Annotated in this window: 20 protein-coding genes and 2 pseudogenes; 9 read left to right on the top strand and 13 right to left on the bottom strand. The window is 35.9% G+C overall.

Annotated elements, in window-relative coordinates; translation table 11 throughout:
* Positions 1-30 precede the first annotated feature (30 nt).
* The 5 genes and pseudogenes from hemH to P5P87_RS04830 form a co-directional block, all read right to left on the bottom strand.
* A complete protein-coding gene (hemH, locus tag P5P87_RS04850; RefSeq protein WP_109193287.1) occupies positions 31-1,044 on the bottom strand; it encodes a ferrochelatase in 1,014 nt (337 codons plus the stop codon).
* 79 nt (positions 1,045-1,123) lie between these two features.
* Positions 1,124-2,013 (bottom strand): annotated as a pseudogene (locus P5P87_RS04845) (helix-turn-helix domain-containing protein).
* A gap of 48 nt (positions 2,014-2,061) precedes the next feature.
* Positions 2,062-2,613, bottom strand: coding sequence for a YceI family protein (locus tag P5P87_RS04840; protein ID WP_278021745.1), 552 nt, complete (start codon positions 2,611-2,613; stop codon positions 2,062-2,064).
* A gap of 48 nt (positions 2,614-2,661) precedes the next feature.
* Positions 2,662-3,246 (bottom strand): YceI family protein, encoded by a 585-nt coding sequence (locus P5P87_RS04835; RefSeq protein WP_278021744.1) that lies wholly within the window; start codon positions 3,244-3,246, stop codon positions 2,662-2,664.
* Entirely contained in the window at positions 3,216-3,584 is a 369-nt protein-coding gene (locus P5P87_RS04830) for a hypothetical protein (protein WP_202002379.1), read from the bottom strand. The genes P5P87_RS04835 and P5P87_RS04830 overlap by 31 nt, the downstream gene beginning before the upstream one ends.
* A 152-nt stretch (positions 3,585-3,736) precedes the next feature.
* On the opposite strand from P5P87_RS04830, the gene P5P87_RS26080 reads away from it, so the two are divergent.
* From P5P87_RS26080 to hemA, 5 genes and pseudogenes are all read left to right on the top strand, one after another.
* Positions 3,737-4,063: an OB-fold protein gene (locus P5P87_RS26080; RefSeq protein ID WP_422854093.1), complete on the top strand. Its 327-nt coding sequence runs from the start codon at positions 3,737-3,739 to the stop codon at positions 4,061-4,063.
* Positions 4,064-4,167: 104 nt separating this feature from the next.
* Entirely contained in the window at positions 4,168-5,007 is an 840-nt protein-coding gene (locus P5P87_RS04825) for a DUF5777 family beta-barrel protein (protein WP_278021743.1), read from the top strand.
* A gap of 132 nt (positions 5,008-5,139) precedes the next feature.
* Entirely contained in the window at positions 5,140-5,574 is a 435-nt protein-coding gene (locus P5P87_RS04820; RefSeq protein ID WP_109193293.1) for a hypothetical protein, read from the top strand.
* Between the two features lie 57 nt (positions 5,575-5,631).
* Positions 5,632-6,186: a globin family protein gene (locus P5P87_RS04815; protein ID WP_278021742.1), complete on the top strand. Its 555-nt coding sequence runs from the start codon at positions 5,632-5,634 to the stop codon at positions 6,184-6,186.
* A 228-nt stretch (positions 6,187-6,414) separates the two neighbouring features.
* A pseudogene (hemA, locus tag P5P87_RS04810) lies at positions 6,415-7,718 on the top strand (glutamyl-tRNA reductase).
* Positions 7,719-8,381: 663 nt separating this feature from the next.
* On the opposite strand, the gene P5P87_RS04805 reads toward hemA, so the two are convergent.
* Positions 8,382-9,170, bottom strand: coding sequence for an anti-sigma factor (locus tag P5P87_RS04805; RefSeq protein WP_278021741.1), 789 nt, complete (start codon positions 9,168-9,170; stop codon positions 8,382-8,384).
* The gene (locus P5P87_RS04800; RefSeq protein WP_109193296.1) at positions 9,170-9,700 is read right to left on the bottom strand and encodes an RNA polymerase sigma factor; all 531 of its coding nucleotides are present in this window, start codon (positions 9,698-9,700) and stop codon (positions 9,170-9,172) included. The genes P5P87_RS04805 and P5P87_RS04800 overlap by 1 nt, the downstream gene beginning before the upstream one ends.
* Before the next feature lie 665 nt (positions 9,701-10,365).
* Between P5P87_RS04800 and P5P87_RS04795 the strand changes: the two genes are divergently transcribed.
* From P5P87_RS04795 to P5P87_RS04785, 3 genes are all read left to right on the top strand, one after another.
* Positions 10,366-10,743 (top strand): hypothetical protein, encoded by a 378-nt coding sequence (locus P5P87_RS04795; RefSeq protein WP_278021740.1) that lies wholly within the window; start codon positions 10,366-10,368, stop codon positions 10,741-10,743.
* Positions 10,744-10,849: 106 nt separating this feature from the next.
* Positions 10,850-12,982, top strand: a complete 2,133-nt coding sequence (locus P5P87_RS04790) for a TonB-dependent siderophore receptor (protein ID WP_278021739.1) — start codon at positions 10,850-10,852, stop codon at positions 12,980-12,982.
* Between the two features lie 21 nt (positions 12,983-13,003).
* A complete protein-coding gene (locus P5P87_RS04785; RefSeq protein WP_278021738.1) occupies positions 13,004-14,110 on the top strand; it encodes a PepSY-associated TM helix domain-containing protein in 1,107 nt (368 codons plus the stop codon).
* Between the two features lie 170 nt (positions 14,111-14,280).
* Here P5P87_RS04785 and P5P87_RS04780 read toward each other — a convergent pair whose 3' ends face one another.
* The 4 genes from P5P87_RS04780 to P5P87_RS04765 form a co-directional block, all read right to left on the bottom strand.
* Positions 14,281-15,516, bottom strand: coding sequence for a sensor histidine kinase (locus tag P5P87_RS04780; protein WP_278021737.1), 1,236 nt, complete (start codon positions 15,514-15,516; stop codon positions 14,281-14,283).
* A gap of 40 nt (positions 15,517-15,556) precedes the next feature.
* On the bottom strand, positions 15,557-15,997 hold the full coding sequence (locus tag P5P87_RS04775; RefSeq protein WP_109194853.1) for a response regulator: 441 nt from the start codon (positions 15,995-15,997) through the stop codon (positions 15,557-15,559).
* 13 nt (positions 15,998-16,010) lie between these two features.
* Positions 16,011-16,817, bottom strand: coding sequence for a sensor histidine kinase (locus P5P87_RS04770; RefSeq protein ID WP_278021736.1), 807 nt, complete (start codon positions 16,815-16,817; stop codon positions 16,011-16,013).
* A gap of 224 nt (positions 16,818-17,041) precedes the next feature.
* On the bottom strand, positions 17,042-17,680 hold the full coding sequence (locus P5P87_RS04765; protein ID WP_278021735.1) for a PAS domain-containing protein: 639 nt from the start codon (positions 17,678-17,680) through the stop codon (positions 17,042-17,044).
* 446 nt (positions 17,681-18,126) lie between these two features.
* Between P5P87_RS04765 and P5P87_RS04760 the strand changes: the two genes are divergently transcribed.
* Entirely contained in the window at positions 18,127-18,357 is a 231-nt protein-coding gene (locus P5P87_RS04760; protein WP_278021734.1) for a hypothetical protein, read from the top strand.
* Positions 18,358-18,813: 456 nt separating this feature from the next.
* On the opposite strand, the gene P5P87_RS04755 is transcribed toward P5P87_RS04760, so the two are convergent.
* Both P5P87_RS04755 and P5P87_RS04750 read right to left on the bottom strand, forming a co-directional pair.
* On the bottom strand, positions 18,814-19,263 hold the full coding sequence (locus tag P5P87_RS04755; protein WP_340696646.1) for a hypothetical protein: 450 nt from the start codon (positions 19,261-19,263) through the stop codon (positions 18,814-18,816).
* Between the two features lie 109 nt (positions 19,264-19,372).
* Positions 19,373-20,557, bottom strand: a complete 1,185-nt coding sequence (locus tag P5P87_RS04750; protein ID WP_278021733.1) for a DUF3570 domain-containing protein — start codon at positions 20,555-20,557, stop codon at positions 19,373-19,375.
* Positions 20,558-20,563: the final 6 nt, after the last annotated feature.

The raw sequence follows: 20,563 nt of genomic DNA, 5'->3' as shown, positions 1-20,563 counted from the left end.
GCTCCAATATTCCCTATTGTTATTTTAGCATTATTCAGCCCACTCATTAATCCAGTTGCTAACAGTCTGGCACCACTTCTGGTCGTCATTCAAACAGGGAATAGCCAGGAAATTTTCCCCTCCATTTTTCTCAAAATCTTCTTTGGCGCGCATGGCGATTTCTTCGAGCGTTTCTAAACAATCCGAAACGAAAGCAGGTGTTACAACAGCCAGATTTTTAATTCCTTTTGCCGGCATTTTGTCAATTTCAATATCAGTATAAGGCTCTAACCATTTATCTCCCGCCAAACGCGATTGAAATGTCAGACTGTATTTATCTTCGGGAAGCCCTAATAATTTTACAACTTGCCTTGTTGTTTCGTAACATTGGTGACGATAACAGAAATCGTGTGCCGGAGATGGCGCACTGCAACAAGAACCGTCAATTTTACAATGTGATTTTGTAACGTCGGTTTTGCGAATGTGACGCTCTGGAATTCCGTGATAAGAAAACAACAAATGATCATATTCAAAACCAACTAAATGTTTTTGAATTGAATCTGCCAAATTCTTGATGTAATCCGGTTTGTTATAAAATGCCGGAACATCAGTAAATGTAATGTGCGGGAATTTCTTCTTGCGGATTTCTTCGGCCTTTACCAAAATAGTCAAAGTCGAAGCCATTGCATATTGCGGATACAGCGGAAAAAGCAGTACTTCAGTAACGCCTTTATCATGCAATTGCTGGAGTCCTTTCTCGATTGTCATGCTTCCGTAACGCATTGCAAGTTCAACCGGTACATTTACTAAAGTCTGTACTTTTTTCTGCATTCTTTCTGAAAGAACAACTAATGGAGAACCTTCTTCCCACCAGATTTTCGCATAAGCGTGCGCAGATTCTTCTGGCCTTTTTCTTAAAATAATGCCGCGAACCAATAAAACTCTCAATAAATACGGAACATCGATCACGTATTTATCCATTAAAAATTCATCTAAATACGGTTTAACATCTTTTGGTGCGGGACTTTCGGGAGATCCCAAATTTACTAATAATACGCCTTTCATTATCGTTTTTGTTTTAATTTTCCTCAAACTCATTACTTGTTGCTTCTTAAAATTAATCAAATATATTTTTATTTATGCCTTAATCTATAAAAGCGAAACTGTTTTTATGATTGGTATTAATGGACATTATATATCTTTTTGGGGTTGTGGAAAATTTTTTCTTGAATCCCGCAATAAAGTGGCTTCCGGTGCTGTATCCTATTTTCAGCCCGACTTCATTTACATTGTAAGAACCGCTGTCCAATAGTTTTAAGGCGAAATCCATTTTGTAGTCAAACAGAAAACCGTATACCGTATCACCATAAATTTGTTTGAAGCCTGTTTTTAATTTTTTCATATTCAGCCCAATTTCATCTGCCAGCTGCTGCAGTCCTGGCGGTTCGGCCATATTGGCGATAAGTATTTCTCTGGCTTTTTTGATTTTCAGCACGTTATCTTCATCAGTCAAAAATGGACATTGCACTGCGTTTGGATCTTCCATTTTATTGAAATACAGACTCAATAATTCATATGCTTTTCCTTTATAATAAAGGTTCTTTAGGGAAGGATGAAGGCTGTAATGAAACAGCTGGCTCAAAACAACAGCCATAGCAGGACTGATGTACCCTTCGGTATAATACTTTTTTTCTTCTTATCGGGGCTTAAAATAGAAATATAATCTGCTTGAACGGAAAATAACGAGTGAAATTTATTAATCGAAACAATAACAGAAATCATCCATGAATTTGGAGAAAGTTCTAACTTAAGCAATGACTGATGCTGCAGATTGCACAAAATCAGTGATTTTTCCTCTTTCAATTCTAATGTGCAATGATCCTGACTGGACAAAAAAAATGCATTACCTTTTAGTGCGAAATGAAACTGTATCAGGCCGGCACCTATTTCGTGCTGTGCAGAAAAAGATTCTGAGCTGTCGTTCTGGAAACGGATAAGGGTAAGGCCGTCCTCAATTTGTATTTCTTCCTCCATTTTTTTGATATAAAAAATTATTGACTTTTCGAGATAGTTTCCAGCTGGTTATTGTCTATTGGCTTCTAAAACTGCGGCAAACTGGATATTTATTTTATTGGAAAGCTTGCTTTTAACCAAATTTGGGATTTCAATATTAAAATCACTGGCATTTACGCTGAAATTACATGAAATGCTGACCCCTGATGGTGATCTGCTTATCTTTGCGGCAGTATTTATATCCCTGGATTTACCGTGGAGTTGTAATTTGCCTTTAATGATAAAATCCTTAGCATCTGCGCTTAGGCTTTGAAGATCAAATCCTTCTATCTTTCCTTTAAATACGGCTTTTGGATATTGGTCACTTTCAATATAATTTTCATTGAAGTGTTCTTCCATTAAGGCGACCTTAAACTGGAAACCTTTCATCAGGGCTAAACTTGCAATCTCTCCTGTTGCTGGATTCAAAACAAAAGTAACATTCCGATTTACTGCCTTAACTTCTTCAAAAGAAGGAACGGAAGCTTCAAAAATGACTTTTGCCGATTTACTGACCATTTTTTCTTGTGATACGCCAATAGCGTAAACACTCAGCATTGCAATAAGTATTGTTTTTTTCATTTATTTCGCCTTTATTTTTTTTAGATCATTATCTATTTTGTGCGACTCTTATTTTAAAACTGCAATAATTTGAATTTTGACTTTATTATCCAGTTTATATTTAATAAGCGCTGGAATCGGAATGTTAAAATCACTTGCATTTACTTCAAAATCAGATATAAAGGTGACTCTGGAACCCGATCTTGTAATTTTTGCATCGGCACTTATATCCTTGGATTTTCCATGCATTTCTAATTTTCCTTTTATCGTGTAATCTTTATAATCTTCAGTTAGATTTTTAATGTCGAATCCTTCTATTTGCCCTCTAAAAATAGCTTTTGGATATTTATCGGTTTCCATGTAATTTTCATTAAAATGTTCTTCCATTAATGCCATTTCAAACTGGAATCCTTTCATTAAAGCCAGACTTGCCACTTCTCCAGTTGCGGGATTCAAAACAAAAGTTACATTGCTGTTAGTTCCTGCAACCGGCTGAAAAGAAGGTACTGAAGCTTCCAGAGTTATTGTTGCAGATTTAGTTACTATTTTTTCCTGTGAAAAAACAATAAAAGAAGCCAATAGCATTGGCATTATTATGATTTTCTTCATGTTGCTGTTATAGATTATTTTTCTAATAATCCATCCTGATTCCATTTTTTTATAATGTCAATAGTAGCTTGAGGCAATCTTGGTCCACCTTGCGGCATTAAGGAACTATCTCCATTTTCTAAAGAAATTCGTGTAAGGAGTCCTCGGTTTAAAACTGCATTTTTCACCTGTTCATAAGTAACTAAAGACATTGGCGCGCCATTTTTAGGAACTGCTGCATGGCATACAACACAGTTATTATCAATAATAGATTTTACATTTTGGTTGTATGTTGCCAAACCATTAATTGGTGCAGTGTCGCTTAGGGTGCTTGGGTCGTCATTGGCACAGCTTACAAAAATTGAAGCTAATGATGAGATGGCCAGAAGGGTTTTTAGATTCATAAGATTGGTTTTTAGTTATAAATAAATGCATGACTTTAAGAATTACCAGGCATTTCAAAATCATATACGATGAAATGAATAATCCAGATTTCGAAGGAGGCATATTTAATGATTTAAATCCAATAGGTATTTTTTAACGTAGATAATTTGAAATACTAAAAACCAGTTATGAGAAAAAAATACTAATTACAATTTTCCTTTTTATAATAATCGGAATTTCAGCGTACCTCTACATCTACAAAGGGCATAGAAATATAGAATCAGAAACTGCCGATTATGTTGTAACCGTTAATGAACTAGAAAGAGAGTTTACTTCAAACGACAGTCTGGCTTACATCAAATATCAGGACAAAACAATTGAACTATCTGCACGGGTAACAAGTATTGATAAAGCCGGCAATGGAATTGTTATGAGCGAAAAAGTATTTGTGACATTCAAAAACCGTTTGCCGCAAAATATTATATCCGGAAAACCCTAAAAATTAAAGGGCGTTTTTTAGGATATGACGAACTGCTCCAGGAATTTAAAATAGACCAATCTTCAGTTGTACACTAATACAAATAACAATTTAAAACTAACCTCATGAAAAACTTTATCCTATTATTTTTTTTATTTCCGCTGTTAACCTTCTCCCAAACCGATTTATTGTCCGGGGTAGAAACTCCTTCTGCAAAAGAAAAAGTGACATCTGCATTCAAAGCCTTAAAAATCGTTAATCTCGAATCTACAAAATTGGCGACAAAAGGCGATTTGTATTTTGTTGTTGCACACCGATTCGGCTCTATTAAAGATGGCTTTGAAGGTTTCTATGGACTGGATAATGCCAATACGCAGATTAAATTTATTTACGGTCTAACAAATGGACTCAACGTAAGTGCCGCCAGAAGTGAATTTGCTTATGACTTTGCAACAAAATATATGCTGTTTCCTCAAATAAAAGACGGCTTTCCTGTTACTATTGCCGGTTTTAATAGTTTATCTATTAATAACACATTAAAAGAAAGTCTGTATCCGAAACTTCAATTTAAAGACAGGCTGACTTATGTTGCGCAGCTGCTGATTTCAAGAAAATTTTCTGAAAAGCTGTCTTTAGAAATTGTGCCGTCATTCTTTCATCAAAATTTTGTTGAAGATGTAGATCAAAGCAATTCCCAATATGCCATAGGATTTGGAGGGAGGTATAAATTCGCTAAGCGCTGGTCCTTAAATATGGATTATGCGGCGCATTTAAACAGAGCGCCAAATTCACTTTATAAAAATCCGCTGTCTATTGGTTTTGATCTGGAAACGGGCGGACATGTTTTCCAGATGCATTTTACCAGTTCACAGGCAATTGATGAGGCTGGATATCTAGGAAGAACCACTGGCGACTGGACAAAAGGAGATATATTTTTTGGATTTAATCTTGCCAGGGTTTTCTAGTATCTACTTTATAATTAAATTATTAGGTAATTTCTGTATTTAAAATGATTCTAAATTAATCGATTTTCTATTATTTCTAAAACCGCATGACTCTAAAGTACACGTAGATAATTTTAAAACCATAAAAAAATTATGAAGACTAATAAAATAATCAAAAAAGGACTTTTAATTCTGAGCGGCATATTTGTACTGTTTGCCGCGATTTTGCTTTTTCACATTATAACGGCCAAACCGCCCGTTTATGACACCCCAAATCTCCAAGTAAGCAGAATCGATTTTAAATCAGATATTGATTCTCTGCAGGCCAGAAAAATTTGTGCCGACCTTAGAAGCATAAAAGGCCTGACATCAGACTCTATCATCGTTAAAAGAAATGTTGTGGTGTATTTCCACAATAATAAAATTACAAACTCGGAGAAAGTTTTCAACGAGTTGATGGCTAAAGGACGTTACGATGCGCAGCGCTATATTTTACCGGCAAATTTAGCAGACAAAGAAGTCTGCCCAATGAATCAAAATAGTTTGAGCTATAAACTGTCTCAAAAGATAAATCGTTTTTTTAATTAACCCTTTAATACTTTAAATTTATGAAAGTTTATTCAAAACTTACACTTAGTGTACTAATTGCTCGCATCGGCAGCTATGATTTCCTGCAGCAGTAATGACGACGAAACCCCAGCACCGGTTAAGGCTTCTATCTACGAGCGTTTAGGCGGAACTAAAATGGTTTCTGATCCTGATAATTCCGGCCAGATGATCGAGCAGGGGCGTTTGAGTTTCCGCAAAGTGGTAAATTCAACTATCGGATTGATTGTTGCTGATATCCAATCGAACGCGTCGGGTAATCTGCAGGCACATTTTGCCCCTTTATTAGCAGAAACTGGAACTACCCAGTCTACCAATATTGCTAAATTATCAGATAACCTTACTGATTTCTTTTCGTTTAATACCGGAGGTACCAATGCTGTAAATACATATTCTGGTTTGAGTATGTCGGCTGCGCATGATCCCGCAAAAAATCCTCGTATGGGAACAAAATCAAGCAATGCAGATTATACGAAATTTGAAGGATATGTTGGAGCTGCGGCCAATGCGAATGGCGTTGCTTCGAATACAGAACTTTATACTGATATTGTTGCTGTTTTAGAATCATTGAGAACTCCTATAGTTCAAAAATAAATTTCTTCTCAAAACAGTCGCCTGAAAAAGGCGACTGTTTTATATTTCAATACTATTTGAAGTATATAAATATTTTTCAAAACCTGTTAGTTAGCTTTATAATTCCTGGAAATTATCTAAAACCGCAGTTTAGGTCCATTTATTCCATAGTGATCTAAAAAGCATTTCCGGCGCTGTTATATAAATCTGCAGGCAATAATTTTTGAACCTTTTAAGGAAACCATAAATATGGAAAATTTTAATATGTCCAGATCCTCCACTTTTTATGCATTGGGGTTAAGCTACAAGAAAGCAGATGCAGTTATCAGAGGAAAATTTAGTCTAGATGCTAAATCACAATCTGATTTATTGCTGCAGGCCAAGGCAGAAGGGATAGAATCATTGGTAGTTACTTCTACCTGCAATAGAACTGAAATTTATGGTTTTGCCCATCATCCTTATCAACTCATCAAACTGCTTTGCGAGAACAGCAATGGCTCTGTAGAAGAATTTCGGCAGGCTGCTTATATATATAAGAATGAAGAAGCTGTCAGCCATATGTTCCGGGTAGGAACAGGTTTAGACAGTCAGATTCTGGGTGATTTTGAAATCATCAGCCAGATTAAAACCGCCTTTAACAATAGTAAACGGGAAGGTTTGGTCAATACATTTCTGGACCGGCTGGTAAATACAGTTATTCAGGCGAGCAAAAAAGTTAAAACGGAGACGAAAATTTCTTCTGGTGCAACATCGGTTTCTTTTGCATCAGTGCAGTATATTATCCGAAATGTGGCGGATATTGGAAACAAAAATATTTTGCTGTTCGGAACGGGGAAAATAGGAAGAAATACGTGCGAAAACTTAGTAAAACATACTAAAAACAGCCATATTGCCCTTATAAACAGAACAAAAAACAAAGCCGAATTACTGGCTGGCAAGCTGAATGTTATTGTAAAAGATTATGCTGATTTAAAACAGGAACTGCAGCAGGCCGATGTGCTGGTTGTAGCTACAGGAGCACAAAATCCCACTATTGACAAAACATCGCTTGCTTTACAGAAACCCTTATTGATTCTGGATTTATCCATCCCGCGCAATGTAGATGCCAATGTAGAAGAAATCCCGGTGTAACTTTAATACATCTGGATGATCTGTCTCAAATTACGGATGACACGCTGGAAAAGAGAAAACAGCATATTCCTGCTGCAGAAGCCATTATTGATGATCTGAAATTAGAACTGAATACCTGGGTGAACGGCCGAAAATGTGCTCCGACTATTCATGCCTTAAAATCCAAGCTAAATGATATTGTATCAGCAGAATTTGCTTTTCAAAAAAGGAAAACAACCCATTTTGATGATGCACAGATGGATTTAATCAGTTCAAGAATTATTCAAAAATTAACAAATCATTTTGCCAGCCATTTAAAAAATGAAAACACTTCAGTGGATCAAAGCATTGAATTTATTGAAAAAGTATTTCAGATAGGGCATCTTGCACCGGATAAGGCTTCTTCACCAATAGAAGAAAAATACAAAATCAATCTGTCATAAATGCTTAATCAGCTGCAGTTTCAAAGCTTACCAGAGTACTGAAACAAGACATGCAAAAATAGAACCCGTCAGCTGCGCTGCACGCTGCGACGGGCTTGTCCATAAACATAATCTTCCAAAAAATGTTTACTTAATTCTGCATGGGAGTAATCAATTCCTCATTTTGTAAAGTTAGACTAATTGATTTGGTGATAATTACATAATTATTAATTAATTTTATAATTAGCTTTTCTACTATAAATTACTTCACATCATTGATTCATGTTATAAAAGAGGCGGGCCGTCGCACCAAACGCTTCAGGAGAAAACTAATTTTTTGTCTCAGCTGAGCAATAATTGATAATCGGAGAGTGAGAGCGGAAAATTCAATAAATTATAAATAGTTAACCATTTATAATGGATTTTCATTATTTCAATTAAATAGAAATCTAAATAAAAGGAGTATGGGGCTATTCCATTTTTGGTGTTCGAATCCTGTTGGCTTTTAACTTAGCCTGCGCTTCAGTTTATCTTATTTTTAAAGTGAATTTGGAAGATGATTTTAGCTTTTTTACTATGGCTAAGGGGGTTGTGTAAAGTTCCGCCAGAGTGCAGTATTGAATCCCAAAAAGCGCATATTGAACAGGATCAATATGCGCTTTTTATTTAGGTCTTTTTATGGAATTAGACTTTTCCTAAAGTATAAAGCTGTTCCATTGTAGGTGTGAGGCTTCCCCCTGCAGGTTCCAGCGTGATGCCAAAAGCTTCAGCTGAATCGGTTTGGCTTACAGCGAAGATTTTTTGAGAGTTTTCTTCAAAATTATCCAGCAGACCAATACTTGTCGGGGTAAGCACCGGACTTAGTTTTAAAGACCAAACCTGGTAAACCATTCCTTTTGGAGGGTTTGGCAGACCTGCCGCGTCGATATAAGTCGTTTTTGTTTCTCTGTTCCAATACACTTTTGCAAATGATGCCGGAGATACTGATTGTCCGCCCAGAGTAACGCTTGTATTTTTAATGTCTCTCACAATGCTCAGATTTTTCTCAGTCTGTTTATTCTGCTGGTCTAAAATAGCATATTCTCTTTCAATTTTATTTTTTTCCCCTCCAGCCTCAGAGACTGCCTGTTTGGATTTTGCCAGTTCTAAAGTCTGATATCCAAAACCTAACAATAATAATACTGCAGCCGCCCAGCCCAGGTACTGCGGACGTTTTGATGCTGGTTTTATATCGACAACTTTAGTATGTTTAAGCTCTAAACGCGCTTTTGTTTTCTCGAAATTGGCAGCCGAATGGAAAGGTGAGAAGCTTGATGATAAGGCTGAAACAGCTTTTTCTATAGAAATGATTTCACTTTCAATCTCAGGGTTTTCTCTGGCCAGTTCGGCAATTTCCAGGTTCTCTTTTTCTGTCAGCAGGCCGTAAACGTAAAGTTCTAAAATGCCTGATTCAATATATTGCTTATCTTCCATTATATCTTTAAATAATTTCTTAAATCGTTGATACAGTTTCTGTTTTGTGTCTTTACAGTTCCCAAAGGTATAGCTAATTCTTCTGAAGCTTCCTGCTGGGTATATCCCTTAAAGAATAGCAGATCAATAATCTCGATACATTTTGGTTTCAGTTTTTTAACGAACTCCTGAATGCCAATTGCATCTAGTTTATTAGCTAATTTATTACTGTCATCTAACAGATTTACGAAATTATCCGAAGAAAGGTTTTTTTGGGTGTTGTTGAAATTTTTGGATCGCAGCTTGTCAATAGATGTATTCCTTGCAATATTAAGGATCCAAGTGTAGAACCGGCCCTTGCTTTCGCTGTAGCTATCGATGTTTTTCCAGATTTTTACAAAGACTTCCTGCAGGACATCTTCGGCTTCTTCGCGGTTTTTTACCAGAACATTTATGACCGAAAACAAGCTTTTTGAATACATATCATAGAGATGGGTGAAAGCCCTTTCATCTTTTTTGCGGATTAATACCAATAATTCTTCTTGGCTCATAGGATTGGATTTAAAGCTTAAATAAATTTTGATTTCTTAGAAAGTGGTAATGCCGGATAAAGGTAATTTATTTTTTACGTAACTGGCCCAAAAGCAGAAATAAAGGATATCACTTTCAAAATGCCAATTTTCGTGGGGTTATACTGAAGAATTTTTAGGAGCTCTTCCCGCTATACGTTCCAATCTTTTGCGCCGAACCCCGCCGAAAAAGGATTTCCACTGCTATCGGGGCTAAAAAGTTAAAAAGACAATTCGGAAACAAACCAATTTTTTGCTTTAGTGAAGCAACAGTTATATTTGAAAAAACGAGAGCGGGAAATTCAGTGGCTTTACAAATTTGGTTTAGTTATCCTGTTAAGGATTGATGTAAAATGAAAAAAACAACCTATTTATTGGGTAAGATTGTCGTGACATTGCCACGACAATTGATCTTCAATTATGTCTTGACGGTCGCATTATTATGGTTATGCAATTGTTCTTTATTAGATTAACTTTTTAATGTTAACACCTTGAATTATGTTAAAAAAAACAGGTATGAGAGAACCGTTTTAATCCCAAGTATTATAAATAGACAAAGTGGTGTTTTTTGGTAAAGAAAACAAGAACTTTATTTAAGATAAAAACAAAAAAGAGTACTTTTGCGCTCCATAAACAAAACAATAACTTTGAAAAAGTATCTAATCGTATTGCTTGGTCGCATTATTTTAGTGCCATCATTTGGCAGTGTTTTTGTTTATGTATCTTTTAAACTAGAGCGACAAGAAATTGTAAAAACAATCTGCGTACAGCGAAAAATGGTTTTTAATACCTGTAACGGACGCTGTGAACTTCAAAAAAGTCTAAAGAAATACGACGACAACGAAAAGAAAATGCAGAACAACCTTAAAGAAAAAACAGAGTTGGTTTACATTTTAAACACTTCAAATAAGACTTTCAAATTATTAGAACCTATTGAAATCAAAGCTGGCTTTTCGGCTAGATTCGACAATAAGCCTGTTTCTGTTTTAACAGAGACTTTCCGTCCCCCTTCTCTTTTTATATAAATTATAATTTCCATTGCAATTCCTATTGGAATAATTTTTCATTGTTGTATAACAATGAAAGATTGCTTGCACTTTAATAAAATTAAAATTATATAAAAATTACAAAATGAAAAAAGTACTATTTTTTGCGGCAGCTTTGACGGCTTCACTACAAATCTATGCGCAAAAAAAAGACAGCATATCGGGCAAATATACCTTAATGGACGAGGTGATTATTGAAGGAGTCAGAAAGTCCAAAGATGTTTCCAGTGAACTGGCTTCTAAATTGCCACTCAAGAACCTGGAAAATCCTCAGGTGACCGCTTCGGTCTCACCGCAGCTTATTAAAAACAGAAATTTTTTCACTCAAGGCGAAATGCTCAAAAATGCCACAGGTGTTGCGCCCAGCTGGGCAGGAATTTCACCTTATTATTCCATCCGGGGATTTCGTACCCGATCGAGCTTCAGAAATGGCGTAAACGGTTATGTGGCCTCTGATATGGATCCGGCAAACATCGCCCAGTTAGAAGTAATTAAAGGACCAAGCGCTGTAATTTTTGGCGGAGGCGGCGCAACTATGATTACTTTTGGAGGACTAATTAATCGGGTTACCCTAAAACCACAACAGACCACTTTTGCTGACATTACTGTAATGGGCGGATCTTACAATCTGCAACGTGCAACTCTTGATATCAATACACCTCTTGACAAAGATGGAAAGGTTCTTGCCCGTTTAACCGGCGCTTATAACTACAATGATACTTTTCAGGACCAGGGTTTTTCAAAAACATTTTTTTTAGCTCCAAGTATTTCTTATAAAATCAGCGATGATTTAAATATTCAGCTTGATGCCGAAATTTTAAACAAAACCGCTACCAACAATCCGCTTTACCAGGTGGCTTTGGGGACTGCTAAATCAGCAGATGAACTCCATTTGGATTATTACCGTTCTTTCAATGACAACTCACTTACACTCAATAATAAGGCAGTAAATATTTACGGAAAAGTCATTTACAGGCTTTCAGAGAATTGGAAATCGGAAACCAATTTAATTTCAGTCAATAATAAAACTCCGGGCGATTACATCCGATTAAGATTAGATGATAACAGCCAGAATGTGACGCGAAGAGTGTACAGAATGTATCCGGAAAACATTACCAGCCAGCAGATCCAGCAGGATTTTGTGGGGAATTTCAAAATTGGCAGTGTGAAAAACCGGCTGATTGCGGGGGTTGAATACTATCATTATCTCTATGGGATTGCCAGTAAATCTATGAATTTTACTAAAGTTTCAGCTGCTGGGACAGATCCTGAGAATGCTAATTTTAATAATGAATACATTTCCGGTCAATTGGCCTTAAAACCCTATGGAGAGAATTATAAGGCAATTCAGGATCATTATTCCCTATATATTTCAGACGTTATCAACCCTTTGGAGAATTTAAGTGTAATGCTTAGTGCCCGAATCAATTACATCAATAACAAAGGGACTGAGGATTTATTAACAGCGACAACTACCGGGGATTACACACAAACGGCTGTTTCTCCGAAATTGGGAATCAATTACCAGATTATCCCTGAAAGAATAGCATTATTTGCTAATTATATGAATGGTTTTCAGCCGCAGGCACCGCAGTCGGTAAACGGGCAGATGACCAATTTCCAGCCCGTTTATGGAAACCAGTGGGAATCGGGAGTTAAAGTTTCCCTGAAAAAGAACCTGTTGGATGCCGTTTTGAGCTATTATAATATTGATCTAACCAATGCGGTAAGACAAAATCCAAATGATACGGCTTCCTATCTGCAGGATGGCGAGCAGCGCAGTAAAGGTTTTGAAGCAGATTTAGAATCAAATCCGATGAAAGGACTGTTTTTGCATGCTGGTTTTGCTTATAATGACAGTAAACTTATTGTTTCCGATGCACTTACTCAAGGGCTAAGGCCTGTAGATGCCGGTCCCAAACTTTCCGGAACCTGGTACGTGAATTACGCTCCGCAGTCAAAAGCTTTAAATGGCTTTTCATTAGGTATAGGCGGCAGTCATTATGGTAAAGATCTGATGATCAATAATATCAATGGCTCTTTTTATACGAATCCTTATACGGTAATCAACTCGGTGCTGAGTTTTGAGAAAACCCGTTATGTATTTTCACTTTCTGCCAATAACCTGCTCAACGAACATTATTGGTATGGCGGCCGTGGTATGGTTACTCCGGGAACCCTTCGCCAGGTGATTTTATCTTTGAAATTAAAATTGTAATGCTGTAATTCAGAACTTCCATTGAAAAAAATTACAAAGACCTCATTTAAACTGCACAGCTGCCTCGGATTGTTTTTCGGGGTACTGTATCTGTTTTTTGGAATTTCGGGCGCTTTATTGGTTTTTAAAAAAGAGATTGAGTATTTCAATAATCCGCCAATGCATTGCTGTGTAAAGGGCAGTAAAACCATTTCATTAAACCAGATGTATCATAAAGTCTCTGAGAGGTATCCCCAGGCGCGGCAGATCATGCTGCAGACTTTTCCCAGAAATAGTCGCGACACCTATGAATTTATGATTTTTAATTATCAGGATAATGTCAGCGATAATTATCTCTATTGCTGTATGGTAGACCCTTATTCTGGAAAAATTGTAGCAGAAGGCAGTTTTAGCTCTTTACAATCGCCTTTTTTCCGCTGGCTGTATGCTGCGCATTATTCCCTTTTAATTGATAAACCAGGCAGGCTTATAACGGCCATTGCGGCCATTGCATTAATTTTAAACTTAATTACAGGTGTGATCATTTATCGCAAAAAGATATTTGCTGTACTTGTTTTTAAAGAGAAGTTAAATCGTAAATCTTCCAGAACCCTTTATTCTTCGCTGCACAGGATTATTGGTGTCTGGACCCTGTTGCTTAATTTTATTCTTTTTTTTACAGGTTTCTGGATGAATAAAAGTCTTTTTTTACCTTCTGAATGGGAATTAATTTCTAAGAAAGAACAGAATTATCGGACAAGGGCAAATATTGACCAGGTGATAAAACATGCCCGGGAAATTCCAAATTTCAATCCAATTGCCGTAAAAATAGTCGCTGATAAAAAAACGGATATTATAGTAAGCGGTGAGTTTTCTGATACCCAAAACCCGCTGTATTTTGGTAAAGGCAGCGACGTTTATTATGACAGTGATAACGGAACTTGGATCAAAACCATACGCATTGAAGAAAAATCATTTTCCGACCGGTTTTATTGGATCATGAAACAGCTTCACAGGGGGGATTATGACAGTTTTTGGATAAAAATTTTGTATGTAATTGCCGGATTCAGTCCTGCAATACTTTCTATTACGGGATTTATTCTTTGGAAAAGAAAAGGCAGAAAAGAAATATCTAAAAAACACAAATAATAAAATGCCTGTTTTGTGATTTTAAAACTCGTTTAAATGGGGCTCCTGCTATGAGTTTAAAAATGTTTTTAATGCTCTTACATGCACTAATACGATAATTGAACAAATAGCGTGCAATGCCATTTTCCTTATTATCTAATAGATTTCTAAGGCTAAAATTAAATATAAATTTAAAATTTTTGTTTAATTACTGGGATATAAATGTTGAATAAAACGCCCTTGTTTAAATTACCATCAGCGGTTATAATTCCATTATGATTTTCTACAATTTTCTTTACAATAGCCAGACCAATTCCCGTTCCGGGATATTCCTCAATGTGATGGAGTCTTTGAAATATGATAAAGACAGTCTCGTTGTATTGAGCTTCAAAGCCAATTCCATTATCTTTAAAAGTAAGATTCCAATAGTCACAAACCTGCGTACTACCTGGCAGATTAAGCGACTTGAATTCACTGTACTTAAGTATAGTAGATTGTATGGTAATATGAAGTTCAATATCAGGTATAGAGAACTTTAAGGAGTTTGATATCAGGTTATAGATAAGCTGGCGAAATTGGAATGGCCTTATATAGGCAGGCACTAATCCGTTTATTTTAAAAACAGCTTTTTTTTGATCAATTGCATCTGAAAATTCTGATTTAATATCTTCGATTACAGCACTCAAATCACTCACTTCATAGGGATGTTCCAGTACACTCACTTTTGAAAATTCCAGTAAATCTTCAATAAGCTGTCTCATTCTTGTTGCCGAGACATGTATGCGTTTCAAATTGTTTTTTCCCGCCTCAGTCATCGTGTTGATCTCTTTTTCCATTATAATGGAAATGAAAGTCTGAATTTTTCGCAGCGGTTCCTGCAGGTCATGGCTTGAGATAAAATTAAAAGCAAGCAGTTCTTTATTTGCATTCAATAGCTCAATTGCTCTTTTTTCCTTCTCCGCATTTTGGAGTTCGAGTTCCTGATTTGCCTTAAGCAGTGCTGCAGTCTGTATTTTTAGTTTTTCAATAAGCTCTTCTTTCTGAACTAATTCTTCTGCTTCTTTCAGGGCACGATTTATTTTTTGGATCAGGGATGAGAAATTATTTTTGGAAACATAATCCGTAACACCTTCTTTTATAAGCATGACAGCATTTTCTTCCCCAATAGTACCTGAAATTATGACAAAGGGTATATTAAGGCTCCTGTCTTTTACTATTTTAAACGCAGAAACAGCATCAAATGAAGGCAGCGTATAATCTGATAGGATAATATCGGGCAAAAATGTATCAAGAGATTCTTCAAAAACATTTCTTGAATCGACTATTTTTGTTACAAACGACACCCCTGATTTTCTCAAGTGACGGATTAATAAATCTGCATCAGAAGTATTGTCTTCTAATATCAATGCTCTAATATCTTTTTTCATTTACTATAGAATCATAGTTTTAGGAATATAAGTTAAATCCTTAATTAGCAGGCTGGCTCAGGATCATCCAATACATCCCAAGTTCTTTTATTGCATTAAAAAAGTTGTTGCTGTCTACAGGTTTTACAATGTAACTGTTAGCACCAAGACTATAACATTCTGCAATGTCCGGATCTTCCTGGGAAGAGGTAAGAATGACTATTGGAATAGATTTAAGCGCATCATCGCTTTTGACTTTTTCCAATACCTGCATTCCTGACATCTTGGGCATTTTTAAATCCAAGAGAAGAAGTTTGGGATGTAATTTTGGATTTCTCTTTGAATAGATTCCCCTGCAGTACAGAAAATCAAGCGCTTCGGCGCCATCCTTGACATGCAGGAGTTTGTTTGTAAAGCCGCTTTTATTAAGAGCGCGCACGGTCAGCATAGCATCTTCCATGCTGTCTTCGGCAAATAAAATTTCAATATCTTCGTAATCCATTTTTTTTGTTTTTTTAATGTTTAATATTCGGCAGGCTGAAGTAAAATTCAGCACCTTCATCTAGTTTTGATTCTGCCCAAACTGCTCCCGAATGCCGGCTGACAATTTTTTGCACAATCGCCAGTCCAATGCCTGTTCCTGTAAATTCTTCCTGCGAGTGCAGACGCTGGAAAACGCCAAACAATTTATCATAATAAGCCATATCGAATCCTGCACCCCAATCTTTTATACTGTAGATGATTTTGTGGTCTTGCAACGTTGATGCTATTTTGATTTTTATCTCTGGCTTGTATTTTGAATATTTTATAGCATTAGAGATTAGATTGATCCAAACCTGTTTGATCAGTGAGGAATCTCCATTTGCTGGGGCAAGTTCTTCAATTTCAAAAATGGGTGTATTTTCACCTTTTTCAAATGTTATATCATTTATGACTCCATTTACTAGTGAGGTCATATTTATATTGCTAGATGAGACCTCTTTGCGTCCTAATTTGCTGAAAGCAAGCAGGTCATCGATCAATATTCCCATTTTATTGGAGTTGTTGACTATGGCTTGGATGATTTTTTTTCCATCATCATCTATTGAATCTGCATGGTCCTCTATCAGTATTTGTGTATAACCGTTAATCGCCCGAATAGGTGCACGCAGATCATGTGAAACTGAGTAGGAAAATGATCCCAGTTCTTCCTGCGCTTTTTTTAGTTCATCATTAGCCAGGGTCAGTTCACTGCTTCGCTTTTCCTGATAGGCAAGTTCTCTGTTTTTAACTATTAATTCTGCGACCCTTTTTAGCTTTTCCACTTTTCTTTTCTCTTTCAAAATCTTTTCTGAAGCAAGTTTTTTGTTGGCTATTATAAGTTCAGCAAGACGTTTTTCTTTTTCAATACTCTGAATAGCCAGTTCTTTATTGGCGTTAATTAATTCTTCTGCTCGTTTTTCTTTTTGTTCATTCTGAAATTTTAATTCTTTATTTGCAATGATTAATTCTGCAGCACGGTCTTCCTTTTCCTTATTTTGAAAAGCAAGTTCTTTATTTGCAATAACTAACTCAGATGATCTTTTTCCTTTTCCTGAGCTTGGACAGCCAGCTGTAAAAATTGTGTTTTGGAAAGTGTTATGTCTGTTGCTATTTTTAAGACCTTATAAGGTTTCCCTTGAGTATTGAAAATAGGATTATAACTGCCCGAAAACCATATTAATTTGCCGTTTTTCGCCGTCAGGATAAATTCGTCCCTTTGATGAATACCTTTTTTCAGGCTGTTCCAAAAAAACTGATACGCATTTGATTTTGAATAGGAGGGATCAACTAAAAGACTATGATGCTTTCCCAGCAAATCTTTTGCAGTGTAGCCCATAATTTTGAGGAAATTTTTATTGGCATTTAAAATATTGCCATCCATATCGAACTCAACAGATGCGTTTGTGGTGTTTATAGCATTTGTTAGATTTAACAAATACTGTTCATTTGCATCAAGTTGTTCTTTAAGTGCTAAAATTTCAGGTTCTATTTGCTTATTGTGAAATTCGGCTTTAATGCTGTTGCTAAAAGGCTGAACTGCTTTTTTTGATATTTTGATTTTCTGAAGTGGTAACTTTTCTCCTGTGGGATGTACCTTATTCTCTGAATTATTTTCATCAGAAAGCACTACTTCCTTAATACCATTTTTTTCTTTAATGCTCATAGTAAGCGATGTTTTATTTGAAAAATAACGGCAGTAATTTGCTGGAAAAGCACCTATATTTTAATAATTATTTAGAACGTATACCTTGATGGTAAATGAGGTAATTTTTATACTAAGCGAATATAGGTAAATAAAATGGTTATACAAGTTAATATCTTAGGCAGCGGCTATAATGCATATAATTTAGATATTTATTATAATTAGATTAATGGTAATTACAGCTATAAATCTGAACTGGAATTAATGTCAAAAAATTACCATAAATCAATAGAGAAAAATACCTATAAACTTAGAGTGACTTCGAATCATAGATCAGCTTAGATTAAATCTTTAATAAAGCTACATTAAGACTATTGGGGATTGATGTAAAATGCTTTCTAAACATTGATGAACATATAATAGTAATGTGCAAAGTCATTTGATTTGGATTTTTCTTTTCGAAAAGTATGGAAGCTGAACTCTTGCTGTTCTCACCGATCCTGATGATTAAAAATATGGTGAATGGCAAAACTGGCATAGTGCCTTTAACTTCAGGGATTGATGATGAAATGAGGGAAATTTCTAAAGATCCAGATGTGCAACAGAAACTTAAATTTTCATTTGTTGGCCCTAAGAATACTGTAAAAAAAAATGACTTTTATCTTTCCTTAAGCACAATAAAATCAATGAAAGCATAAGTGTTTCAACTATTTTTAATTTTAAAGACAGAATTAAGTTCACCCAGCTTTCACTGAAGTAATGAAAGAAATCAATGGTACTTTTGCAAGTTTAGATCTAACAAATTAAATTCGAGCTGTCCATAAAAATTGTATAAAATACGTGTAAATTTAAGTTAGTTACAAAGGACCTTAATTCTATTGTAATAGTGCTTATTATTTTTGAATAAAAGTCAGTTATAAATATCAATTCCTTTCTGATTTATTTGTAAATTAACATCTGTTTCATGGAAAGGGTTCATTGTACTTAAATTAAGTCATGAACCCTTTTTTTATGAATCTAAATCATTGCAACCGTTTTAAAACTGATCTGTAAAATAGACTGATTGAATAGCTTTTATGGATTATATTTTAAAATATGAGGTATTGGCTGCTCTTTGAAGATAAAAAAAGAGGCTCCCCAAAGCCTCTTTTAAATTAATGTTTACCATTTCCTTTTCCCTTGCCATTTCCATTATGGTTTCCATTATCATGGTGGCTTTTATCTTTATTGTTTCCTTTTCCTGGCTTTTGTCCTATTGTTTTTTGAGGTTTTCCTTTATAGCCCTTTGCATATTTTACTTTATGGGATTTAAAGCTGTCGTAAGGCCTGTCTCCTCTGTAATCAGTCAGTACTACTTTATATTCATTATAAAGATCATAGTTTCGATAGGCAGAGGGAAGTGATCTGGTTCGCACCCATTTTCCGTTACTGAGATAAACATAATTGGACGTGCTTACATCGTAATAGGTTTCAAGATCCGGCAGATAATAATAACGGGCATCCGCATAACCGGCAGGTCCCCAGGCAGGAGGTGTTCCTATGTTTACATTTACTGATACCTGAGCCTGAGCGTAACCAAATGAAAGGAATAATACCCCGATCAAAAAATATTTTAAAGTTTTCATGATTTTACTTTTAAATTCATTATTATATTTGGATAAAAACAATAAACATGCCGTAAATTCATATCCATTACACTTGTTTGATTATGTGTTATTTATATTTTATGTTGATGCTGATAATATCAGAAGTCATATTGGTAGTTCTGGTATAATGCCCATAACGAATCTCCAGCGTATTCCAATGCTTGAGCCCAAAAATTCCATTAAGAGGTGTGAATTTCATTCCCATCCCAAAGAAACTGCTGTCAAACTTAGACAAATCATAGTTGCTGGTATAATATTCATCAGAAGCGGTGTGTTCGCCGTACGGTTTAAAATATTTCGTTCCTGTCTGTGTATAATACCTGTAGAACGGACTCACAGAAAACGCCTGTGTTAATTTTACAGGAATTTCAAGGTCAGCCGTATGTGCTTTCAGGCTCCAGTCATCGGTATAATATCTGTAATAAGCGCGAATAATTACGTTATCTCCCAAGAAATAACTGGCCCTTATTCCCAATGGGATTTTAAGTCTTGTATCGGGCATTTTTTCCTGATGGACAGAGCCGTCAGCAAAATAAACCCTGTGAAAAGGAAGACTTAAATAGCCATTCTGGCTAATGACGTCCCCTACAAGCATTAGCCGCAGGTTTTTGTTTACAACCTGGGAGTAGCTCAAAGTCCCTGCAAAAGTATTTCTGTTAGCACTTTCATAACCTTCACTTCCCGGAGCACGAAGTTCAACGGGCTCAATTAATTTGAGCTGATCTATAAAGGTCTGGAATTTGGCCGTGAATTCCCCGTTTCTGTCTTTTGTTTTCTGCGAGAAGGCAATATTTCCTCCAAAAGACTGGTAATCAAATTCCGTTGATGATGAAACGCCGATTCCAAGCGTTCTTCCTTTTTCTTCATTTTCCCTAAGGTAGGTCAAAGAAGGGTAGAAGCGGTTGTCTGAAGACGATGCAGATGAATTAGCGCTCAGGTCAATCATATCTGATGAAGCAGAGGTATAATGGTCAATACCGGCTTCAATATCAAAGGTATGCTTGATTCCGGTCTGGCCGTATTTTACCAGCTTAACATCAATGGTATTGGCAATATCAGTTAGATGCTCAGAACCGATTCCACCCGTAACGGCTGAATTGTTTCCGTCTTGTTTATAATAGCTCGAAACCAGATTAACTTCTTCCAATTTTAATTTATTGCTTTTATAACTGGTAGAATCGGCCGGGACATTCTGCGCCCTTGCCTGAAATAATGCCAATAATGCAAATCCTGTAATGAATATTCTTTTCATTTTTTG

It is taken from the genome of Flavobacterium ginsengisoli (assembly GCF_029625315.1).
Classification (GTDB): Bacteria; Bacteroidota; Bacteroidia; order Flavobacteriales; family Flavobacteriaceae; genus Flavobacterium; species Flavobacterium ginsengisoli.
This window is presented reverse-complemented; position numbering and strand designations above follow the sequence as displayed.

Excerpts from the sequence above, each read along its gene's own strand:
- hemH (WP_109193287.1), bottom strand. The coding sequence starts at position 1,044 with ATGAAAGGCGTATTATTAGTAAATTTGGGATCTCCCGAAAGTCCCGCA.
- P5P87_RS04840 (WP_278021745.1), bottom strand. The coding sequence starts at position 2,613 with ATGAAAAAAACAATACTTATTGCAATGCTGAGTGTTTACGCTATTGGC.
- P5P87_RS04835 (WP_278021744.1), bottom strand. The coding sequence starts at position 3,246 with ATGGAATCAGGATGGATTATTAGAAAAATAATCTATAACAGCAACATG.
- P5P87_RS04830 (WP_202002379.1), bottom strand. The coding sequence starts at position 3,584 with ATGAATCTAAAAACCCTTCTGGCCATCTCATCATTAGCTTCAATTTTT.
- P5P87_RS04825 (WP_278021743.1), top strand. The coding sequence starts at position 4,168 with ATGAAAAACTTTATCCTATTATTTTTTTTATTTCCGCTGTTAACCTTC.
- P5P87_RS04820 (WP_109193293.1), top strand. The coding sequence starts at position 5,140 with ATGAAGACTAATAAAATAATCAAAAAAGGACTTTTAATTCTGAGCGGC.
- P5P87_RS04805 (WP_278021741.1), bottom strand. The coding sequence starts at position 9,170 with ATGGAAGATAAGCAATATATTGAATCAGGCATTTTAGAACTTTACGTT.
- P5P87_RS04800 (WP_109193296.1), bottom strand. The coding sequence starts at position 9,700 with ATGAGCCAAGAAGAATTATTGGTATTAATCCGCAAAAAAGATGAAAGG.
- P5P87_RS04790 (WP_278021739.1), top strand. The coding sequence starts at position 10,850 with ATGAAAAAAGTACTATTTTTTGCGGCAGCTTTGACGGCTTCACTACAA.
- P5P87_RS04780 (WP_278021737.1), bottom strand. The coding sequence starts at position 15,516 with ATGAAAAAAGATATTAGAGCATTGATATTAGAAGACAATACTTCTGAT.
- P5P87_RS04775 (WP_109194853.1), bottom strand. The coding sequence starts at position 15,997 with ATGGATTACGAAGATATTGAAATTTTATTTGCCGAAGACAGCATGGAA.
- P5P87_RS04765 (WP_278021735.1), bottom strand. The coding sequence starts at position 17,680 with ATGAGCATTAAAGAAAAAAATGGTATTAAGGAAGTAGTGCTTTCTGAT.
- P5P87_RS04760 (WP_278021734.1), top strand. The coding sequence starts at position 18,127 with ATGGAAGCTGAACTCTTGCTGTTCTCACCGATCCTGATGATTAAAAAT.
- P5P87_RS04750 (WP_278021733.1), bottom strand. The coding sequence starts at position 20,557 with ATGAAAAGAATATTCATTACAGGATTTGCATTATTGGCATTATTTCAG.